Raw genomic sequence first — 17,592 nt, 5'->3', positions numbered from 1 at the left:
TATAAAGATTGACAGTTTTTCAGCTCATATAGTAAGGTGGCTAATAGTTAATGAATAATAAATAAATAGAGAAGGCGGTATCGTGATGAACCATGAAGTGAAAAAGATCATCATAGCGGGCGGAGGGATCGGCGGCCTGTCCGCAGCGATTTCTCTCGGCAGAGCGGGTTTTGAAGTGACCCTTTGCGAGGCGGCGTCCGACATGCGAAAAAGCGGAGCGGGCATTCTCCAGCCTCAAAATGCGCTGCGGGTGCTGCGGGAAATCGGTGTGTATGATGAATGCTGCCAACACGGCTTTCAAACGGAATGGCTGAAGCAGCATGATGAAAACGGAACGCTGCAGTTTAAAGTGAGTGAGGCGTTTTTAGATGATTCATTGCCGGGGCGGAATAATATATTGCGGCAAACGTTAAACGATATCCTCAAAAAGCATGCTGAAGCGGCGGGGGTCACGATTCTGCCCGGTAAAAAAGTCGTGTCTTACGAAGAAACGGCAGATGACATAACGGTGCATTGTGCAGACGGAACCGCGATGACGGCTGACATTCTCGCCGGCTTTGACGGCATTCGCTCCGCTGTCCGCGATCAAATGCTGCAAAGAGAAGTGAAAACAGAGTATCTCGGCATGGGAGCGCACAGATTTTACATTTCTTTTCCCGAGCCGATATTTCATGATTCGACACTGATGTATAAAAAAGGGCAGACGCAGGTCGGAGTCGTGCCGCTCTCTGAAAAAACAGGATACGTATTTATCATCCGGCCGTATGACGCTGACTTCAGGGATGACGAGGACACGCGTTTTGAACGGGTGAAAGACTTGCTGCGCGGAATTCCGGGAGTGAAGTTTGTGACAGAGAATATGTCAAAGGAATATCCCGTTTTGTTTCATAAGATTGAGCAGATGGCGGTCAAAGAACCGTGGCACAGAGGCCGCGTCGTTCTGGGCGGGGATGCCGTCCATGCAGGAGCGCCGACATTGGCGCAGGGAGCGGCGATGGCGATTGAAGACGCGATTGTGCTTAGTGAAGAACTGCGAAAACACGAAAACCATGAAACTGCATGTCAAGCATACTTCGAAAGACGGGCGGAGCGGGCATTACAGGTGCAGAATCTATCATCTGAAATCGTCCGCCGCGAGATAAAGGGAACGCCCGGCGTCCAAGACATCATCAGTGAATGCTATCGATTGCTCAAAGAGCCTTATTAAATAAAGAAAGTCCAGAACATGGCGTCTGGACTTTTGTCAGTCTTGTTCAGATTTATTCCGTATCCGCTCAATCACCTCATGCAGCCCCTCAGGCTTGTGAAACTCCACCGGCGAACTGCCTTTTTCAAACGAGATCGTCTCCGCCTCAATGAGCGCGACATAGCGCCCGTTCACTTTTGCGAGATGGATGGATTCGCCGAAATCAGCCAGTAATCCTTTAATCTCTGTTTCTCCGACTTTCATTTTCAGCTCGGCTTCCGGCGTGTGTTCAATGATCTGCGCGGATGCCTCGATGACTTGATGGGTGTCGAGGCGCTCCTGAATTTCCCGCTTTTCACTCGCTTCCCAAATTTCAATGTCGTGCTCAAACTGCTGAAGCTCTTCGCTGTTTTCTTCAAAAGTTTCATACACGTGTTCCTGCACCATGTTCATGACTTGGCTTTTCATGATTTCCGGCATCGATTCGCCGTATTCGACAAATTTGAGAAAATCTTCGAAATAACGGGCGTGCGAGGCCTGGTGGATTTTCAGCTCATGCTCTTCCGTCATGCCTTCTTCCGGCATATACGGATATTGAATGCTTTTCATGTTTTTTGTCGTGATGGCCATTTCGACCTTTTTAATGAGAGACGAGGCGTCTGAGATGCGGGCGACCTTCGGCTCGAAATCGCATTTCATCATAAAGACGAATTTGTCTTCAAAATACTTGCGCGGAACGGCCGATGCCACGATAAAAACACCGCCGCGCACGGCGCTCGTGTCAAGGTAAGTGCGGACGAACTGCTCGCTTGCTTCGATAAATGCTTCCTTCGTATCCGCAAGTCTGGCGCGGTTGAAAAGGTTGTAATTCGGATTTGAATCAAGCTCATGGCCCGGCTCCGTGATAAAATGGCCGATTTTTGTTGGGACTTGCTCGGATTGCGGATGCCGTTCGGCTTTCCGTTTGACGATTTTCTTTAATTCCCCGTCAAGAAAATCCTTCAGCTCGCTTTCTTCAAATTCTTCCGTGTCAAGCGTCTGGAAATGCTTGAACTGTTTGTTTGCCTGTTCGTCTTTTCCTTCTACTTGAATGACATAAAACGATAAAAACTTGATTTCAAAATCCATATATGAACTCACCTTATTTCTGTATTTGACAAGCCTCTCCAGTATAGAAAAAACCGTTATCGATCGTCAATCCGATGATTGATCCGTGACGGCGGATAATCGGCCGGTGAAAAGGGCAATGTAGTTGGAAGGAACGCATCAATGTGTTAGAAAGGGTGTTATTCATGAAGGAAACAGGTCCGATTCCGCAGCCGAAGACATTCGGCCCGCTCGGCAATCTTCCTTTGCTTGATAAAGACAAGCCTACAATGTCGCTGATCAAACTGGCAAACGAGCAGGGGCCTATTTTTCAGCTGCATACGCCGGCGGGCGCCATTATCGTCGTGTCCGGCCATGAACTGGTGAAAGAGGTTTGTGATGAAGAGCGGTTCGATAAAAGCATTGAAGGAGCTTTGGAGAAAGTCCGGGCGTTTTCCGGTGACGGGCTGTTTACAAGCTGGACGCATGAGCCTAACTGGCGAAAGGCGCATAATATTCTGATGCCGACCTTCAGCCAGCGCGCGATGAAAGATTATCATTCGATGATGACTGATATCGCGGTGCAGCTGATTCAAAAATGGGCTAGGCTCAACCCGGATGAGGCCGTTGATGTGCCTGCTGATATGACCCGCCTGACGCTCGATACGATCGGGCTTTGCGGCTTTAACTATCGGTTTAACAGCTATTACAGGGAAACGCCTCATCCGTTTATCAACAGCATGGTGCGCGCCCTTGATGAAGCGATGCACCAAATGCAGCGCCTTGATGTTCAGGATAAGCTTATGATCAGGACGAAGCGCCAATTTCATCATGACATTCAGGCGATGTTTTCGTTAGTAGACAGTATTATCGCAGAGCGCCGGTCAGGCGGCCGGGATGAAAAGGATCTGCTGGCCAGAATGCTGAATGTGGAAGACCCGGAAACGGGCGAAAAACTTGATGATGAAAATATCCGGTTTCAAATCATCACGTTTTTAATTGCCGGCCATGAAACGACAAGCGGCCTGCTTTCCTTTGCCATCTACTTTCTGCTGAAACATCCCCGTGTTTTGGAAAAAGCCTATGAGGAAGCTGATCGGGTATTGACCGATCCCGTTCCTTCATATAAACAAGTGCTGGATCTTACTTATATCCGAATGATTTTGCAGGAGTCATTGCGCTTATGGCCGACCGCGCCTGCGTTCAGCCTTTATGCGAAAGAGGATACGGTGATCGGCGGGAAATATCCGATCACGCCGAAAGACAGAATTTCCGTCTTAATTCCCCAGCTTCACCGTGATAAAGACGCGTGGGGAGACAATGCGGAGGAATTTTATCCGGAGCGGTTTGAACATCCTGATCAAGTGCCTCACCATGCGTATAAGCCGTTCGGAAACGGTCAGAGGGCGTGTATCGGTATGCAGTTCGCCCTGCATGAAGCAACTCTTGTTCTGGGGATGATTCTGCAGCATTTTACTTTTATCGATCACACCGATTATGAGCTCGATATTAAACAGACACTGACGATCAAGCCCGGCGACTTTCATATCCGGGTGCGGCCGCGAAACAAAGGAGCCGTTGCGGCTGCTCTCCCGGCGGCTGAAAAAGCGGCGGAAGACGTCGAAAAAGAAAAACGGGAAACAAAAGGCGCATCCATTATCGGGCTTGATAACCGACCGCTTCTGATTCTGTACGGCTCAGATACGGGAACCGCAGAAGGCGTGGCGCGGGAGCTTGCCGATACTGCCGGGATGCACGGCGTCCGGACTGAAACGGCGCCTTTAAATGACTGGATCGGAAAACTGCCGAAAGAAGGAGCTCTCTTGATCATTACGTCCTCTTATAACGGAAAGCCTCCGAGCAACGCGGGACAATTCGTTCAATGGCTTGAAGAAGTCAAACCCGGGGAACTGGAAGGCGTCCGATATGCCGTCTTCGGCTGCGGTGATCATAACTGGGCGGCGACATATCAGGCCGTGCCGAGGCTTATTGATGAGAAGCTTGCCGAAAAAGGGGCGGAACGCTTTTCCTCCCGAGGCGAGGGGGACGTCAGCGGCGATTTTGAAGGAAAGCTTGATGAATGGAAAAAAAGCATGTGGACGGACGCCATGAAGGCATTCGGTCTCAAGCTGAATGAAAATGCCGAAAAAGAGCGAAGTGCGCTGGGCCTTCAATTTGTCAGCGGGCTTGGCGGGTCTCCTTTGGCACAGACGTATGAAGCGGTTTACGCATCCGTTGCGGAAAACAGGGAACTTCAGGCGCCGGAAAGCGGCCGGAGCACAAGGCATATCGAAATCACTCTGCCGAAAGAGGCTGCCTATCATGAAGGGGATCATCTCGGCGTGCTGCCGGTAAACAGCAAAGAGCAGGTCAGCCGTGTTCTCCGCCGGTTCAATCTGAACGGGAATGATCAAGTGCTGCTGACGGCCAGCGGACAGAGCGCGGCTCATCTCCCGCTCGATCGGCCGGTCAGGCTGCATGATCTTCTGAGCAGCTGTGTCGAATTGCAGGAAGCGGCATCAAGGGCTCAAATCCGGGAAATGGCCGCTTATACGGTCTGCCCGCCGCACAAACGGGAATTGGAAGATTTTCTTGAGGAGGGCGTCTATCAGGAGCAAATCTTAACATCGCGCGTCTCGATGCTCGATCTCCTTGAAAAATATGAAGCGTGTGAACTTCCGTTTGAGCGATTTCTGGAGCTTTTGCGCCCGTTGAAGCCGCGGTATTATTCGATTTCAAGTTCGCCCCGGAAACATCCCGGGCAGGCTTCAATTACCGTCGGCGTCGTTCGCGGCCCCGCCCGGAGCGGTTTGGGGGAGTATCGCGGAGTCGCTTCGAATTATTTAGCGGACCGCGGCCCTGAGGATGGTATCGTGATGTTTGTCCGCACTCCGGAAACACGATTCCGGCTGCCGGAAGATCCGGAAAAACCGATTATTATGGTCGGTCCCGGCACAGGAGTCGCCCCGTTCCGCGGATTTCTGCAGGCCCGGGCGGCGTTAAAAAAAGAAGGAAAAGAGCTGGGGGAGGCTCATCTGTATTTCGGATGCAGAAACGATCATGATTTTATTTACCGTGACGAGCTTGAAGCTTATGAAAAAGACGGAATCGTGACGCTTCATACGGCTTTCTCCCGCAAAGAAGGCGTACCGAAAACGTATGTGCAGCACTTAATGGCGAAAGACGCCGGCGCTTTAATTTCCATCCTCGGCCGGGGAGGGCACCTCTACGTATGCGGCGACGGCAGCAAAATGGCGCCCGATGTAGAGGCAACGCTGCAAAAAGCGTATCAGTCGGTCCGCGAAACAGACGAACGGCAAGCGCAAGAATGGCTTTTGGACCTCCAGACAAAAGGCATTTACGCAAAAGATGTTTGGGCGGGGATTTGACCGATTTGATGAAAAGGACTGGATGACTCCAGTCCTTTTTCCTTCAATAAAATGAATTGCTTTCCAATCGATATACATTCGGTTTGTCAGCAATCTGAAGGCTTTGTTGTGAGATCTTATAACAAGATAAGGATGTCTCACAGTGGTGGAAGGATATCAGCGCCAAGAGTCCCGTCTGCTGTTTCCAAGACTAAATAGTTGCGCCTATTTTGGATAAAACCTCTTTACAAATATATGGAATTAGAATATACTCTGTTTCACAAAGTACTCTGTGAAAAGAGGAGCCTGTCTTATGTCAAATCAGAATTTTCGTGAATCAGAGATAGCTGAAAACTTATCTCATATCAAAGTCTTGACGAACTACAAGACTGAGTACTCAAGGCAAACCAGTCCATATTTCATTATTTGGGGCTGTATATGGATTATTGCGTACTCCGTTTCTTTATGTAAGGTACCTTCTGTAGTCCTTGCTTGTGTCTGGTTAATACTGGCAGTATTAGGGTGGATACTGACTTTGAAGACATATCTTAAGCAGAAACAATTTGATCCCATGCCCACTTTCTTAAAGAATCAATTAAAATATGCATGGATTGGATTCATATTAGTGATATGCATTTTTGTTTTTCTGATTTTAATGGGGTTATTGCCGCGAACAGGAGAATTTCTATCGTTTTTGATCGTTTTAATGGTGTCTATTATGTACATATTCTTAGGCATCGTGTTAACAAAAGAGATTTTTATTATGGGATTTTGGCTGGGCATACTCGGTATGCTTACATTCTGTTTATTTCCTGAGGCAATGAATATTGTTTTTGCATTTATTGGCGGAGGCAGCCTATTACTTACAGGAATGATTTTGAAAAGAAAAGGGCAAGGAAATGAGTAATGTTAACAATATCAATGATTTAATACATGCCAAAGTACGGTTGGGAATTATGAGTTTATTGATGACTTATGATCAATGTGATTTTACTTTCCTGAAAAAGTCATTAGACATCACAGATGGGAATTTAGGTTCGCATCTGAAAAAGTTAGAAGATGCAGCTTATATAGAACTAACCAAGAAGTTCGTATCCAAAAAGCCGAAGACTATTGTTCAGATTACGAAAGAAGGGAAAGCAGCCTACAAGGAGTACATTAATACAATTGAATCCATATTTAAGATGAATAACAGCGGGGGAATGGTGTAAATGCTGCAAGTTGAACATATAAGTAAGCGCTATGGCACGACTCTGGCTTTGGACAATGTGGCTTTAACAATTCCAAAAGGAGTCTGCTATGGACTTGTTGGACCGAACGGATCCGGCAAATCTACCTTAATTAAGATCATCTCGCGCATCATCCGGGAATATGACGGTAAGGTTGAATTTGTCGGTAATGAAAATGGCAGACTGGGTTATGTTCCACAGGATATCAGCCTTGAAGAAAAATTAACCGCAAAGACCAACATGGAATTTTTCGGAAAGGTGCATGGACTGAATGGCTTAAAACTAAAGCAAACAACAAAAAAACTGTTAGAAGATATCGGGTTGTCAGAAAGGGCAAACGACGTTGTGGAGAACTTTTCCGGAGGAATGAAGCGCCGTTTAAATATCGGGTGTGCACTAATGCACGATCCAGATTTAATTATTCTAGATGAGCCGACGGTAGGCGTGGATCCGCAATCACGCCGCTACATTTTTAACATCGTAAATCGACTCAAAAAAGCCGGTAAAACCATTATTTATGTGAGTCATTACATGGAAGAGATTGAAACTCTTTGTGACTATGTAGCTTTTATCGACAGAGGGCAGATTATCGATGAAGGAGAAATAAATGAACTGCTTGAACGACATGAAGAATCATCTATTATGTTTAACTCCTCATTGTCTCATGAATTAATAAAGAGCCATGGCTTTGAGTTTTCAGTCGTTAATTCAGGGCTGATAATAAAAACCCAAGAACCTTTAGAAACCATGGAGCGCTTAATTAGGATCAGTAAGGAAAACAATATTGTGCCTCATCAGTTGTTTTTATATAAGCCAAAATTAGAAGATGTATTCTTTAAACTTACCGGCACTGATTTGCGTGATGAAGAATAAAGGGGGAATTTATCATGTTACCGCTCGCTCAAATTGAAACGCTAAAACAGTTAAAGGATAAGTCTCTGTTTTTTTGGACCATTATATTACCCATTGTGTCCATCATATTGCTGATTGAGCTATTTACGACAGACAGTACAAACAAAACTTTAGTAGCTTCTCAATCCGTAACCGGCATGAGCGTATTCTTTTCAACATTCATTATTATCTCCATCGTTATAAGTTTTGTAAAGGATCGGGAAAAAGGAATTGTATCAAGACTGGCAAGTACCCCTTTAAAGCCTTATAACTTCTTCTTAGGAAAAAGTACCCCTTTTTTAGTCATAACTTTTATGCAAATTCTTCTCCTTTCCGTTCTGGGAATATTTCTGTATGATATTGAAATTAATAATTTTCCGGCGTATCTGTGGGTTGTTGTGTTGATATCTTTACTGGTTACATCCTGGGGAGTTGCCATTTCAGTCTTTGCAAAGACTGAAAATACCGGTTTGGTCATGACAAATGTGATTGCATTAGGTACCGCTGTTGTATGTGGTTTATGGACCCCTTATGATCAATTGCCAAGCTATCTTCAAACTATTGGAATGCTCTTTCCGCAGTACTGGGCGCATCAAGGGTTAATTCAATCGGTCTCGACGATATCGGGAGGAGAAAGTCTAATATGGGTAACCCTTGTTGTACTGAGCTATACAATACTGGGATTTATAGTTTCTCTAATTGGATACCGGCATTACATTCAAATGGCAAGAAACTAGACCGCTGAAGAATGGGTCATTAAAACGCAGCTGGGACTAAAAGGAGAGCGGGAAATGATAAGTGAAAAACTAAAACTGTATGTCGAGGCTCTATTTAAAAAGTACGAAAGAAATTCGTTACTGAGCAGAAAAAAACGGAGCTAATTCCTTTATTGGCGGGTTTGATGAAACCAGTTCACAATTTTTTTCGCTAATGAGAAACAGAAATTTGCAAGACGCGTTAAGGACCAGTGTTGGAGAACAGTTAAAGCAGTCACAAATGCCAGCTCTGCTGCATGGTTGGATTATAAAAAACAAAAGGTAAACGTGAAGAAAGCATTTTTGTATATCTTTAGGGTCTAAGCGATAATTTGACAGGTAAAGGACTGGATGACTCCAGTCCTTTTTTACATCAGCCAAAAAAACCTTCAAGTTTTTCAACCCCTTTGCATACAATAACTTCAGCCCGCCTGTTGGGCGGCTGTCTTTGATATTCATTTTTCGTTTTTAGAAGTTTGTGTTATTCTTATATTTGGTATCTCCTATTTTCAGACCGGGTCTGATACGGTACCTTTTAATGCCAGAAAAAAATGTGAAACGAAGAACGGATATCCTGCGTCTAATGGCTGGCGGGATAAGATGTTCAATGGGCATGACACGAATGATAAATATATCGTTTTTTTAAATGGTGTGTTTATGGGGCTGTGTGATGCTTTCGTTTTGCTCGGAAAGCAGGAATTGAAGCAAAAAGTAAGAATACAGATTTAAAGTGTTTAGGAAAGTAGAGGTTGCCATGAAGAAATTATTTTCTTACAGACTTAGTTTTTTTGTACTGGCTATTATTTTGTTTTGGGCCAAAACGTATTTAGCCTATCATGCTGAATTCAACCTTGGGGTGAAGGGTCCGACGCAGCAGTTTCTGCTTGTGATCAATCCGTTCTCAAGCGCCATTTTCTTTTTAGGACTGGCATTGTTTGCGAAAGGCCGCAAATCAGCGATTATCATGGTGATTATTGATTTCATCATGACGTTTATTTTGTATGCAAATATCCTATTCTATCGATTCTTCGATGATTTCTTGACATTCCCGAACTTAAAGCAATCCGGTAATGTGGGAAATATGGGAGACGGCATCTTCAGCATTATGTCCGGCCATGATATTTTATACTTTGTTGATATTATTATTTTAATCGCGCTTCTGGTGTGGAGACGTGAGCTGAAGGAATTCAAGCTGAAAAAACGGTATACGTCATTAATTATCGTGACGGGTATTGTTTTGTTCTTCGTGAACCTGGCGATTGCCGAAGAGGACCGCCCGGAGCTGCTGACAAGAACGTTTGACCGCAATTACATTGTAAAATACTTAGGCCTTTATAATTACACGATTTATGACGGCGTACAGACGGCGCAGACGGAATCCCAGCGGGCATATGCCAGCAGCGATGACCTGACGAGCGTTGAAAACTACACATCGTCGCATTATGCGAAGCCGAACGCCGAGTATTTCGGCAAGGCCAAAGGCAAAAATATCATTAAGATTCACCTGGAGAGCTTCCAATCGTTTTTGATCAACTACAAACTTGACGGAAAAGAAGTCACGCCGTTCCTGAATAAACTCGCCCGCGGCGGAGAGGACATGACGTACTTTGATAACTTTTTCCACCAAACGGGCCAAGGTAAAACATCTGACGCCGAGCTGATGATGGATAACAGCCTGTTCGGACTGCCTGAAGGGTCAGCCTTCGTGACAAAAGGGGAAAACACGTATCAATCGCTTCCTGCCATCCTTGACCAAAGTGAGGGCTATACAAGCGCCGTTTTACACGGTGACTACAAATCATTCTGGAACCGTGACCAGATTTACAAACATATCGGCTACGATAAATTCTTTGACGCCAGCACATACGATATGTCTGATGACAACCTTGTCAATATGGGACTGAAGGATAAACCATTCTTCAAAGAATCCATTCCGAAGCTTCAATCGCTGAAACAGCCGTTCTACGCGCATTTGCTCACGCTGACGAACCATTATCCGTTTACGCTTGATGAACAAGACGCAACGATCGAAAAAGCGAAAACGGGCGACGCGACTGTGGATGACTATTTCCAGACGGCGCGTTATCTCGACGAGGCGCTTGAACAGTTCTTTAAAGATCTGAAGTCATCCGGTTTATATGACAACTCGGTGATTATGCTTTACGGAGACCACTATGGAATCTCTGAAAACCATAACCGCGCGATGAAAGAAATTCTCGGCAAAGAAATTACGCCTTATCAAAACGCGCAGAATCAGCGTGTGCCGCTTATGCTTCGCATCCCCGGCAAAAAAGGCGGGGTGAACCATACGTACGGCGGTGAAATGGACGTTGTGCCGACGATCCTTCACTTGGAAGGCATCGATTCTAAGAAATATATTAATTTCGGCACCGATCTCTTCTCGAAAGACCATGATGATACGGTGACGTTCCGTAACGGAGATTACGTCACGCCGAAATATACTTCCATCTCCAATGTCGTATACGATACGAAGACAGGAAAAGAACTGAAAGGCAATCAGGAAACGAAAAACCTGAAAGCCAGAGTCACAGAGCAGCTGAAGCTGTCTGACAGCGTGATGTACAAAGACTTGCTCAGATTCCACAAATTGAGCGACTTTACGCCGGTTGATCCGTCTAAATATCATTACGGCAAAGAAAAGCTGAATCAGGATAATAAATAATAGAAAGAGCCTTACGGAATTTCCGTAAGGCTCTTTTTTTGTGTGTATCTTCACCAATCTGAAAAAAGAGAGAGCTTTTGGTCACAAAGGGCGCCAATCTCTCATATCTTACAGTAGATTTTGAAACCGGTGATAGAGAATCGGACAAATTATCGGGTTGGTTTCTCTTATACGGGCGGTTTCGAATCCAATATTCACAGAGAAGAGGGGTAGAGATGAAAGCAGTCATTCTCTGCGGCGGAAAAGGAACGAGAATGAGCGAAATCACCAATGAACGTCCCAAACCGCTCGCCATGATAGGCGGCAAACCGATTCTATGGCATATTATGAAACTCTATCAATACTATGGCGTGAGCGAATTTATCCTGCTTCTTGGTTTCAAAGGAGAGATGATTAAGGAATATTTCTTAGATTATGACTGGAAGAATCACAGCATGACGCTGGACAGCTCTACCGGAGAAGTGCGGATATTGGGAAAATCCGAGCCGTGGAAAATCACTTTTTTAGACACGGGGGAACACACGCAGACAGCGGGGCGGCTTTTACAGGCGAAGGACATCATCGGTGATGAAACCTTTCTTATGACGTACGGGGACGGACTGGCCAACATCAACCTGTTTCATCTGATCAGCTATCATCAATCAAAAGGGGCTGCGGCGACCGTCACCGGTATAGAAAAGACCTCGCAATTCGGAACGCTGACGGTTGAAGACGGTATGGCGAAAAGCTTTTCTGAAAAAACCTCAAGTGACGGCATCATCAACGGCGGATTTTTCGTGCTCAGCCCGAAGGTATTTGATTATCTGCCGAAAGACAGGGATGTCATGTTTGAAGAAGAACCGCTGAAGGAGCTGGCGAAAGACGGCGAATTGGCGGTATACCGGCATTACGGTTTCTGGACGGCGATCGATACGTATAAAAACCTGCTGGAAATCAACAAGATGTGGGACCGGGGACAACATGTATGGAAGGTATGGTGATCAAGTTTGAGTTTCTGGAAAAATAAAAATGTGTTTGTGACGGGATGTACAGGTCTTTTAGGAAGCTGCTTGGTGAAGGAACTGATCGATCAGGGGGCCAATGTGACGGGACTTGTCCGTGACACTGTGCCTAAGTCGAACCTGTATCAGGGAGAACAAGTGAAGCAAATGAATATCGTGCAGGGCGCGCTTGAAGATCTGGATGTGATTGAGCGGGCGCTGGGCGAATATGAAATTGACACGGTCTTTCATTTAGCCGCTCAGGCGATCGTCGGCGTCGCAAACCGCAATCCGATTTCCACATTTGAAGCCAATATTCTCGGCACATGGAACATCCTTGAAGCGTGCCGCAGGCATCCGCTCATCAAGCGGGTGATCGTCGCGTCCAGTGATAAAGCGTACGGCGACCAGCCGACACTGCCGTACGATGAAAACATGCCTCTTCAGGGCAAACATCCGTATGACGTATCAAAAAGCTGTGCCGATTTGTTAAGCCACACATATTTTAATACGTACGGACTTCCGGTCTGTATTACGCGCTGCGGCAACTTGTACGGCGGCGGAGATTTGAACTTCAACCGGATTATTCCGCAGACGATTCAGCTCGTGCTGAACGGTGAAGCGCCGGAAATCCGCAGCGACGGCACATTTATCCGTGATTATTTTTACATCGAGGATGCGGTCGAGGCATACCTTTTGCTGGCGGAAAAGATGGAGGAGCTCAATCTTGCGGGAGAAGCGTTCAACTTCAGCAATGAGATTCAGCTGACGGTGCTGGAGCTTGTAGAAAAAATTCTTAAGGCCATGGACAGTGACCTCAAGCCGAAAGTGCTCAACCAGGGAAGCCATGAAATCAAGCACCAATATTTATCGGCGGAAAAGGCGAGGAAGCTTCTGAATTGGACACCCGCGCATACCATTGATGAAGGATTGGAAAAAACGATCGAATGGTATAAAGCCTTTTTTCAAAAGTAACAGAAACAGAGGTGAGAGAAAGACGTGACAAGCGCATATTGCACAGTTTTATCAAAAGGAAGGCTGTATCAGGCTATCGCTTTGTTCGGCTCATTGAAAGCGGTTCAGGCGGACGCCCCCATTTTTACTTTGTGTATGGACCAAGACACCTATGACGTGCTTCAGGCAATGCGGCAGGATAATGTCACCTTGATTCAGGTGTCCGCACTGGAAAATGAGGAGCTCCTTGAACTGAAGCGGACGAGGGATCAGAGCGAATACTGCTGGACGGTGAAGCCGGTATTTCTCGAATTCGTGCTGGACGGACATCCGGAATTAGAGCGTGTCACGTACATTGATGCCGATTTGTTTTTCTTCGCTGATCCGCGCGCGATTTTTGACAATCAGCCGGATTGTTCGGTGCTTCTGTCACGGGGCGATATCGTCATTCCCTCATTTGAAAAACAGGAAATCGACATGCTGCAGCGTCTTTTAGGCCGGTATAATTCCGGTTTTCTCAGCTTCAAAACCGACAGTGCCGGCACAGATTGTCTCAGATGGTGGAAAGAACGCTGCCTGGAAGAATGCAAAAATGCGCCGGGCGAAGGAAAATTCGGAGATCAAGGCTACTTGGATTACATGTCCGGCCTGTTCCCGAATGTGTGTGACATCACCACGCCCGGCGTGAATATCGGCCATTGGAATTACGGCCGCCACACGTTTTCATGGAAGGACGGGCGTCTTGTGCTCGAAGACGGAAGTCCGCTGATTTTCTATCATTTCAGCGGATACCGGATCGTTACAGCCGGCGACATTCGGCAGATTCATGAGACGGACCGGACCGACCTGCCGTTTGTCCATCAGCTTTATCAGGACATTCTGAAGCGGGTGATCGGGACGGTCAGCGCCGTCTGCCCGGAGTTCAGCGGCTTTGCATCTGAGGATGATAACAAATAAATGATCATATACAGGAAGTGAACGAAAAGTGAAGGCAAGCGTCATTGTTCCCGCATATAATTCCAAGGAGCGGCTTTATAACAGCCTGCTGTCCCTGAATGAACAGGAATGCACAGAGCCGTTCGAAGTGATTGTGGCTGACAACGGTTCGGAAGACGGAACCTTATCCATGCTTGAATCATTCAGCGCGAATTTTCCGCTGATTTTTGTGAGAATTAAAGAAAACAGAGGGATCGCTTACGGCCGGAATCAGGCGGTCCGCAATGCCAGAGGCGATATTTTGATCTTCCATGACAGCGATATGCTTGCCGAAAAGGATTTGGTGGCGAAGCATATCAAGGCTCATGAGAACCGGGACGATCTTGTCGTATGCGGTATGTTCTGGAAGCGGATTTACAGCTTTTATTATGACCGTTTTGAAAAAGAGCATAAAGAAAAACTCGCCGAACTGTATGAAGAGCTGCCGGGCGATAAAGAGCCGCTCCTTGATGAAAGTGATATCAGAGACGGAAGTTTTCTTGACCAATGTTTTGATTTAGATACCGACTTTATCCGGGTGCTGAAAAGCATTTTGGAAAAATACGGAGATGATTTGAACGGCTACCGTCTGCCGTGGCGTTTTTTCATTACGAACAATTCGTCAGTCAAGAGACAGCACGTGGCAGATCTCGGCCTGTTTGATGAAGGCATTGTCAGATACGGCTTTGAAGATTATGATCTCGGCATCAGGCTTCATCAGTCGGGAATGAGATTTCAGCTGCGGCGCGATATCATGAGCGTCCATCAGGAGCATCCGAGCAACTGCGCTTCCGTTGATGATATCAGGGCGAATATCGCGTACATGTGCGACAAGTACAATGACATTCATTCGCTTGACGTGCACCTCGCGTTTAACGGCCCGTTTGACGCGGAGTTAACCAACAGCATGATGGCAGACATCGAAGTGCTGCTTGATTATGAGAAATATGAAAGCCTGCTGCACATTTTTCTCGAGCTGCTGCACGCGGTTAAAGACCGCAACCTCGACCCGGACTGGAAGACGAAAAGCCCGCGGATCACGGCGAACAGCTTCAATCTGCCGGAGGTCGGAAAGCTTTTGGCAAAAGCGGAAAAAAAGCTGGGCGTCACGCACTTTGCAAGGGCGTTCAAAGCGCTGGCTGCTGATTTACTGCATGTGGATCTTAAATAAATTGGATGTGATATGGTGAGTAAATATCATTTTTCAACCATTGTTTCCAGAACGCATATCTTTAAACTGATGCCGATGATTCATTCTCTCCATGAGCATTGCCGGGATTTTCATCTGTATGTGCTGTGTGTCGATCAGAAAGCGTACGAACTGCTTCAGCAGGTGCCGTGGGAACATATCACGGCGGTTCAGCTCCATGAAATGGAGGACCCGGAGCTGCTTGAAGCAAAGGGCGGCCGGACGTTTCATGAATATTGCTGGACGCTGAAGCCGGCATTTCTGTTCCATGTGATGACAGAGTATGATGAAGCTGAATATTTTGCCCACTTGGACACCGATCTCTTTTTCTTCTCAGATGCGGGCGAGCTGTTTGCGGAAAAGCCTGATGCTTCCCTTTTTCTGACGGATCACCGCAATTCAGAACGGTTTGCGTCTTATTACAAGCTGACGGGGCAGTACAACACCGGGTTTGTCGGCGCGCGGAATACCGGGGAAGCGTATCGGGCGGTCTGGCAGTGGAGACAGGATTGCATCTCCTATTGTACGGTGGAGATGAATGAAGAAAAAAAGACATACGGTGACCAAAGGTATGTTGAAAAGTGGCCCGCGCAGTTTGAACACGTTCATGTCACGGAGTCGATCGGCGCGAATGCGGCGCTTTGGAATATTGAGCAATATGACGTCAGCCTGCGTGACGGGGCTGTGTATGTCAATGACACCCCGCTGATATTTTATCATTTTTCAGGCTTTACGCTCGTCACGGAGAACGAATTCAATCTGTGCTGGTACTATCACATTGATGACGAGGCGACAGTCAATATGATTTACGTGCCGTACATCAAAAACGTGAAAAAATGGATTGATGAAATTCAAAAAGCATTTCCCGATTTCAGAGACGGGTTTATTCCGAAATATGCGGTTCCTGACACTCATTTTTATACGGTTGAAACATAAAATCCCTGCCTTTTCGGCAGGGATGTTTTTATGAATGCCATTCTTTTAATGTTTTGTCGCTCGGCAGGACAAAGGCGAGCAGACCTAAAACGGGCAGAAAGGCGACGGCTGTCATGGTCGGCGTCAATCCCGCTGAATCAATAAGAGCTCCGAGCGCAACGGCTCCGATCGCGCCCATTCCGAAGGCGAGCCCGACCGTAAGCCCTGACATCGTTCCGATTTTGCCTGGAACAAGCTCCTGCGCGTAGACAACCGTCACGGAGAAGCTGGACATCAGAACAACACCGATCAGCGCCAGTACGCCATAGGCGATGACAGGCCCCGCAAACGGAAGGAAAATCGTCAATGGAGCCGATGCTATCATCGAAACGATGATGACGTTCCGCTTTCCGAAACGGTCTGCAAGCGGCCCGCCGAGAAACGTTCCGACAGCTCCGAAAAATAAAAAGACGAAGATATAGCTCTGTGCCTGCTGAATGCTGACATGATAGGCATTCATCGCATAGAACGTATAAAAGTTGCCGATCGCGCTCACATACCAGGAGCGCGCGAAAATTAAGAAGATAATCATGATAAGGGCGAGAATAATCGGTTTTGTAATCACGGTCTGCACAGCGGCGGCCGGTGATTTTTTACTTACGGCGCGCAAATGAATAAGGCGGCCTTTATACCATTTGGCGATATAAATGAGAAACAGCACAGCGATTGCGGCGACAAGCGTAAACCAGACAGAGCCGAATTGACCGAGCGGAACGAGAATCAGCGCGGTAATCAAGGGCGCCATCGCCTGGCCGGTATTTCCTCCGACTTGGTAAATCGATTGCGCCAAGCCGCGCTTTTCGCCGGCGGCCATGTAGGCGACACGCGATCCTTCAGGATGAAAGACGGCGGAGCCAAGGCCGATAAAAAAGACACAGCATAAAATCGTCAGAAAAGACGGGGCGAACGCGAGACCTAAAATGCCGAGCATGCTTGCGGTGAGTCCGAGCGGCAAAGCATACGGCATCGGGCGTTTATCCGTATACCAGCCGATGACGGGCTGCATCACGGAAGACACCATATTCAGCGTAAAGGCGATAATTCCGAGCTGCGTAAATGTAAGATTCATGGAACGTTCCAAAATCGGAAACATCGCCGGAATCACCGCTTGCAGTGAATCGTTCAGCAGATGACAAATCCCGATAATGAACAAAATAGAATACATGGTTGTCTCGGGACGATGGACAGGTTTTTCTTTAAGCGGGGCGGCAATTGCCAAAGTGATTCTCCTCCTTTTTATGTAAACGAAGCATACACCATATTATTCATAAGGTGAATGAATTATCAAGTGCAAAAAAGGCTCTTCTTTCTCAAAAAGAAA

14 protein-coding genes are annotated in these 17,592 nt (G+C 46.7%); 12 read left to right on the top strand and 2 right to left on the bottom strand.

The features are described from left to right. Window positions 1-85: 85 nt before the first annotated feature. Window positions 86-1,207 carry an FAD-dependent oxidoreductase gene (locus G9F50_RS14620; RefSeq protein WP_032867548.1) on the top strand — a complete coding sequence of 374 codons (1,122 nt, stop codon included), beginning with the start codon at window positions 86-88 and terminating at the stop codon, window positions 1,205-1,207. Window positions 1,208-1,243: 36 nt separating this feature from the next. Here G9F50_RS14620 and G9F50_RS14615 read toward each other — a convergent pair whose 3' ends face one another. After that, entirely contained in the window at window positions 1,244-2,314 is a 1,071-nt protein-coding gene (locus G9F50_RS14615) for a DUF3900 domain-containing protein (protein WP_007609950.1), read from the bottom strand. Window positions 2,315-2,478: 164 nt separating this feature from the next. Here G9F50_RS14615 and G9F50_RS14610 point away from each other — a divergent pair, with 164 nt between their 5' ends. The 11 genes from G9F50_RS14610 to G9F50_RS14560 all read left to right on the top strand — a co-directional run bounded on the left by G9F50_RS14610 (window position 2,479) and on the right by G9F50_RS14560 (window position 16,232). Continuing rightward, a complete protein-coding gene (locus G9F50_RS14610; RefSeq protein WP_060562206.1) occupies window positions 2,479-5,661 on the top strand; it encodes a bifunctional cytochrome P450/NADPH--P450 reductase in 3,183 nt (1,060 codons plus the stop codon). A gap of 292 nt (window positions 5,662-5,953) precedes the next feature. Further along, the gene (locus G9F50_RS14605) at window positions 5,954-6,547 is read left to right on the top strand and encodes a hypothetical protein (RefSeq protein WP_060562207.1); all 594 of its coding nucleotides are present in this window, start codon (window positions 5,954-5,956) and stop codon (window positions 6,545-6,547) included. Next, complete coding sequence (locus G9F50_RS14600) at window positions 6,540-6,851, top strand: winged helix-turn-helix domain-containing protein (RefSeq protein ID WP_014417146.1); 312 nt, start codon at window positions 6,540-6,542, stop codon at window positions 6,849-6,851. The genes G9F50_RS14605 and G9F50_RS14600 overlap by 8 nt, the downstream gene beginning before the upstream one ends. After that, on the top strand, window positions 6,852-7,742 hold the full coding sequence (locus G9F50_RS14595) for an ABC transporter ATP-binding protein (protein WP_060562208.1): 891 nt from the start codon (window positions 6,852-6,854) through the stop codon (window positions 7,740-7,742). It begins immediately after the preceding gene. 14 nt (window positions 7,743-7,756) lie between these two features. After that, entirely contained in the window at window positions 7,757-8,497 is a 741-nt protein-coding gene (locus tag G9F50_RS14590; RefSeq protein ID WP_060562209.1) for an ABC transporter permease, read from the top strand. Window positions 8,498-9,269: 772 nt separating this feature from the next. After that, window positions 9,270-11,198, top strand: a complete 1,929-nt coding sequence (gene ltaS, locus G9F50_RS14585; protein ID WP_060562210.1) for a lipoteichoic acid synthase — start codon at window positions 9,270-9,272, stop codon at window positions 11,196-11,198. 215 nt (window positions 11,199-11,413) lie between these two features. Continuing rightward, entirely contained in the window at window positions 11,414-12,178 is a 765-nt protein-coding gene (gene rfbF, locus G9F50_RS14580) for a glucose-1-phosphate cytidylyltransferase (protein ID WP_060562211.1), read from the top strand. Window positions 12,179-12,184: 6 nt separating this feature from the next. Beyond that, window positions 12,185-13,153 (top strand): GDP-mannose 4,6-dehydratase, encoded by a 969-nt coding sequence (locus G9F50_RS14575; protein ID WP_012117042.1) that lies wholly within the window; start codon window positions 12,185-12,187, stop codon window positions 13,151-13,153. Window positions 13,154-13,177: 24 nt separating this feature from the next. After that, window positions 13,178-14,089: a putative nucleotide-diphospho-sugar transferase gene (locus G9F50_RS14570; RefSeq protein WP_015239358.1), complete on the top strand. Its 912-nt coding sequence runs from the start codon at window positions 13,178-13,180 to the stop codon at window positions 14,087-14,089. A gap of 28 nt (window positions 14,090-14,117) precedes the next feature. After that, on the top strand, window positions 14,118-15,278 hold the full coding sequence (locus G9F50_RS14565; protein ID WP_007408950.1) for a glycosyltransferase family 2 protein: 1,161 nt from the start codon (window positions 14,118-14,120) through the stop codon (window positions 15,276-15,278). A gap of 15 nt (window positions 15,279-15,293) precedes the next feature. After that, the gene (locus tag G9F50_RS14560) at window positions 15,294-16,232 is read left to right on the top strand and encodes a putative nucleotide-diphospho-sugar transferase (protein ID WP_060562213.1); all 939 of its coding nucleotides are present in this window, start codon (window positions 15,294-15,296) and stop codon (window positions 16,230-16,232) included. Window positions 16,233-16,260: 28 nt separating this feature from the next. Here the strand turns inward: G9F50_RS14560 and G9F50_RS14555 are convergent, their stop codons facing one another. Further along, on the bottom strand, window positions 16,261-17,490 hold the full coding sequence (locus tag G9F50_RS14555; RefSeq protein WP_060562214.1) for an MFS transporter: 1,230 nt from the start codon (window positions 17,488-17,490) through the stop codon (window positions 16,261-16,263). Between the last annotated feature and the right edge of the window lie 102 nt (window positions 17,491-17,592).

Source organism: Bacillus sp. EKM206B (assembly GCF_011066015.1).
GTDB classification, from domain to species: Bacteria; Bacillota; Bacilli; order Bacillales; family Bacillaceae; genus Bacillus; species Bacillus velezensis.
This window is presented reverse-complemented; position numbering and strand designations above follow the sequence as displayed.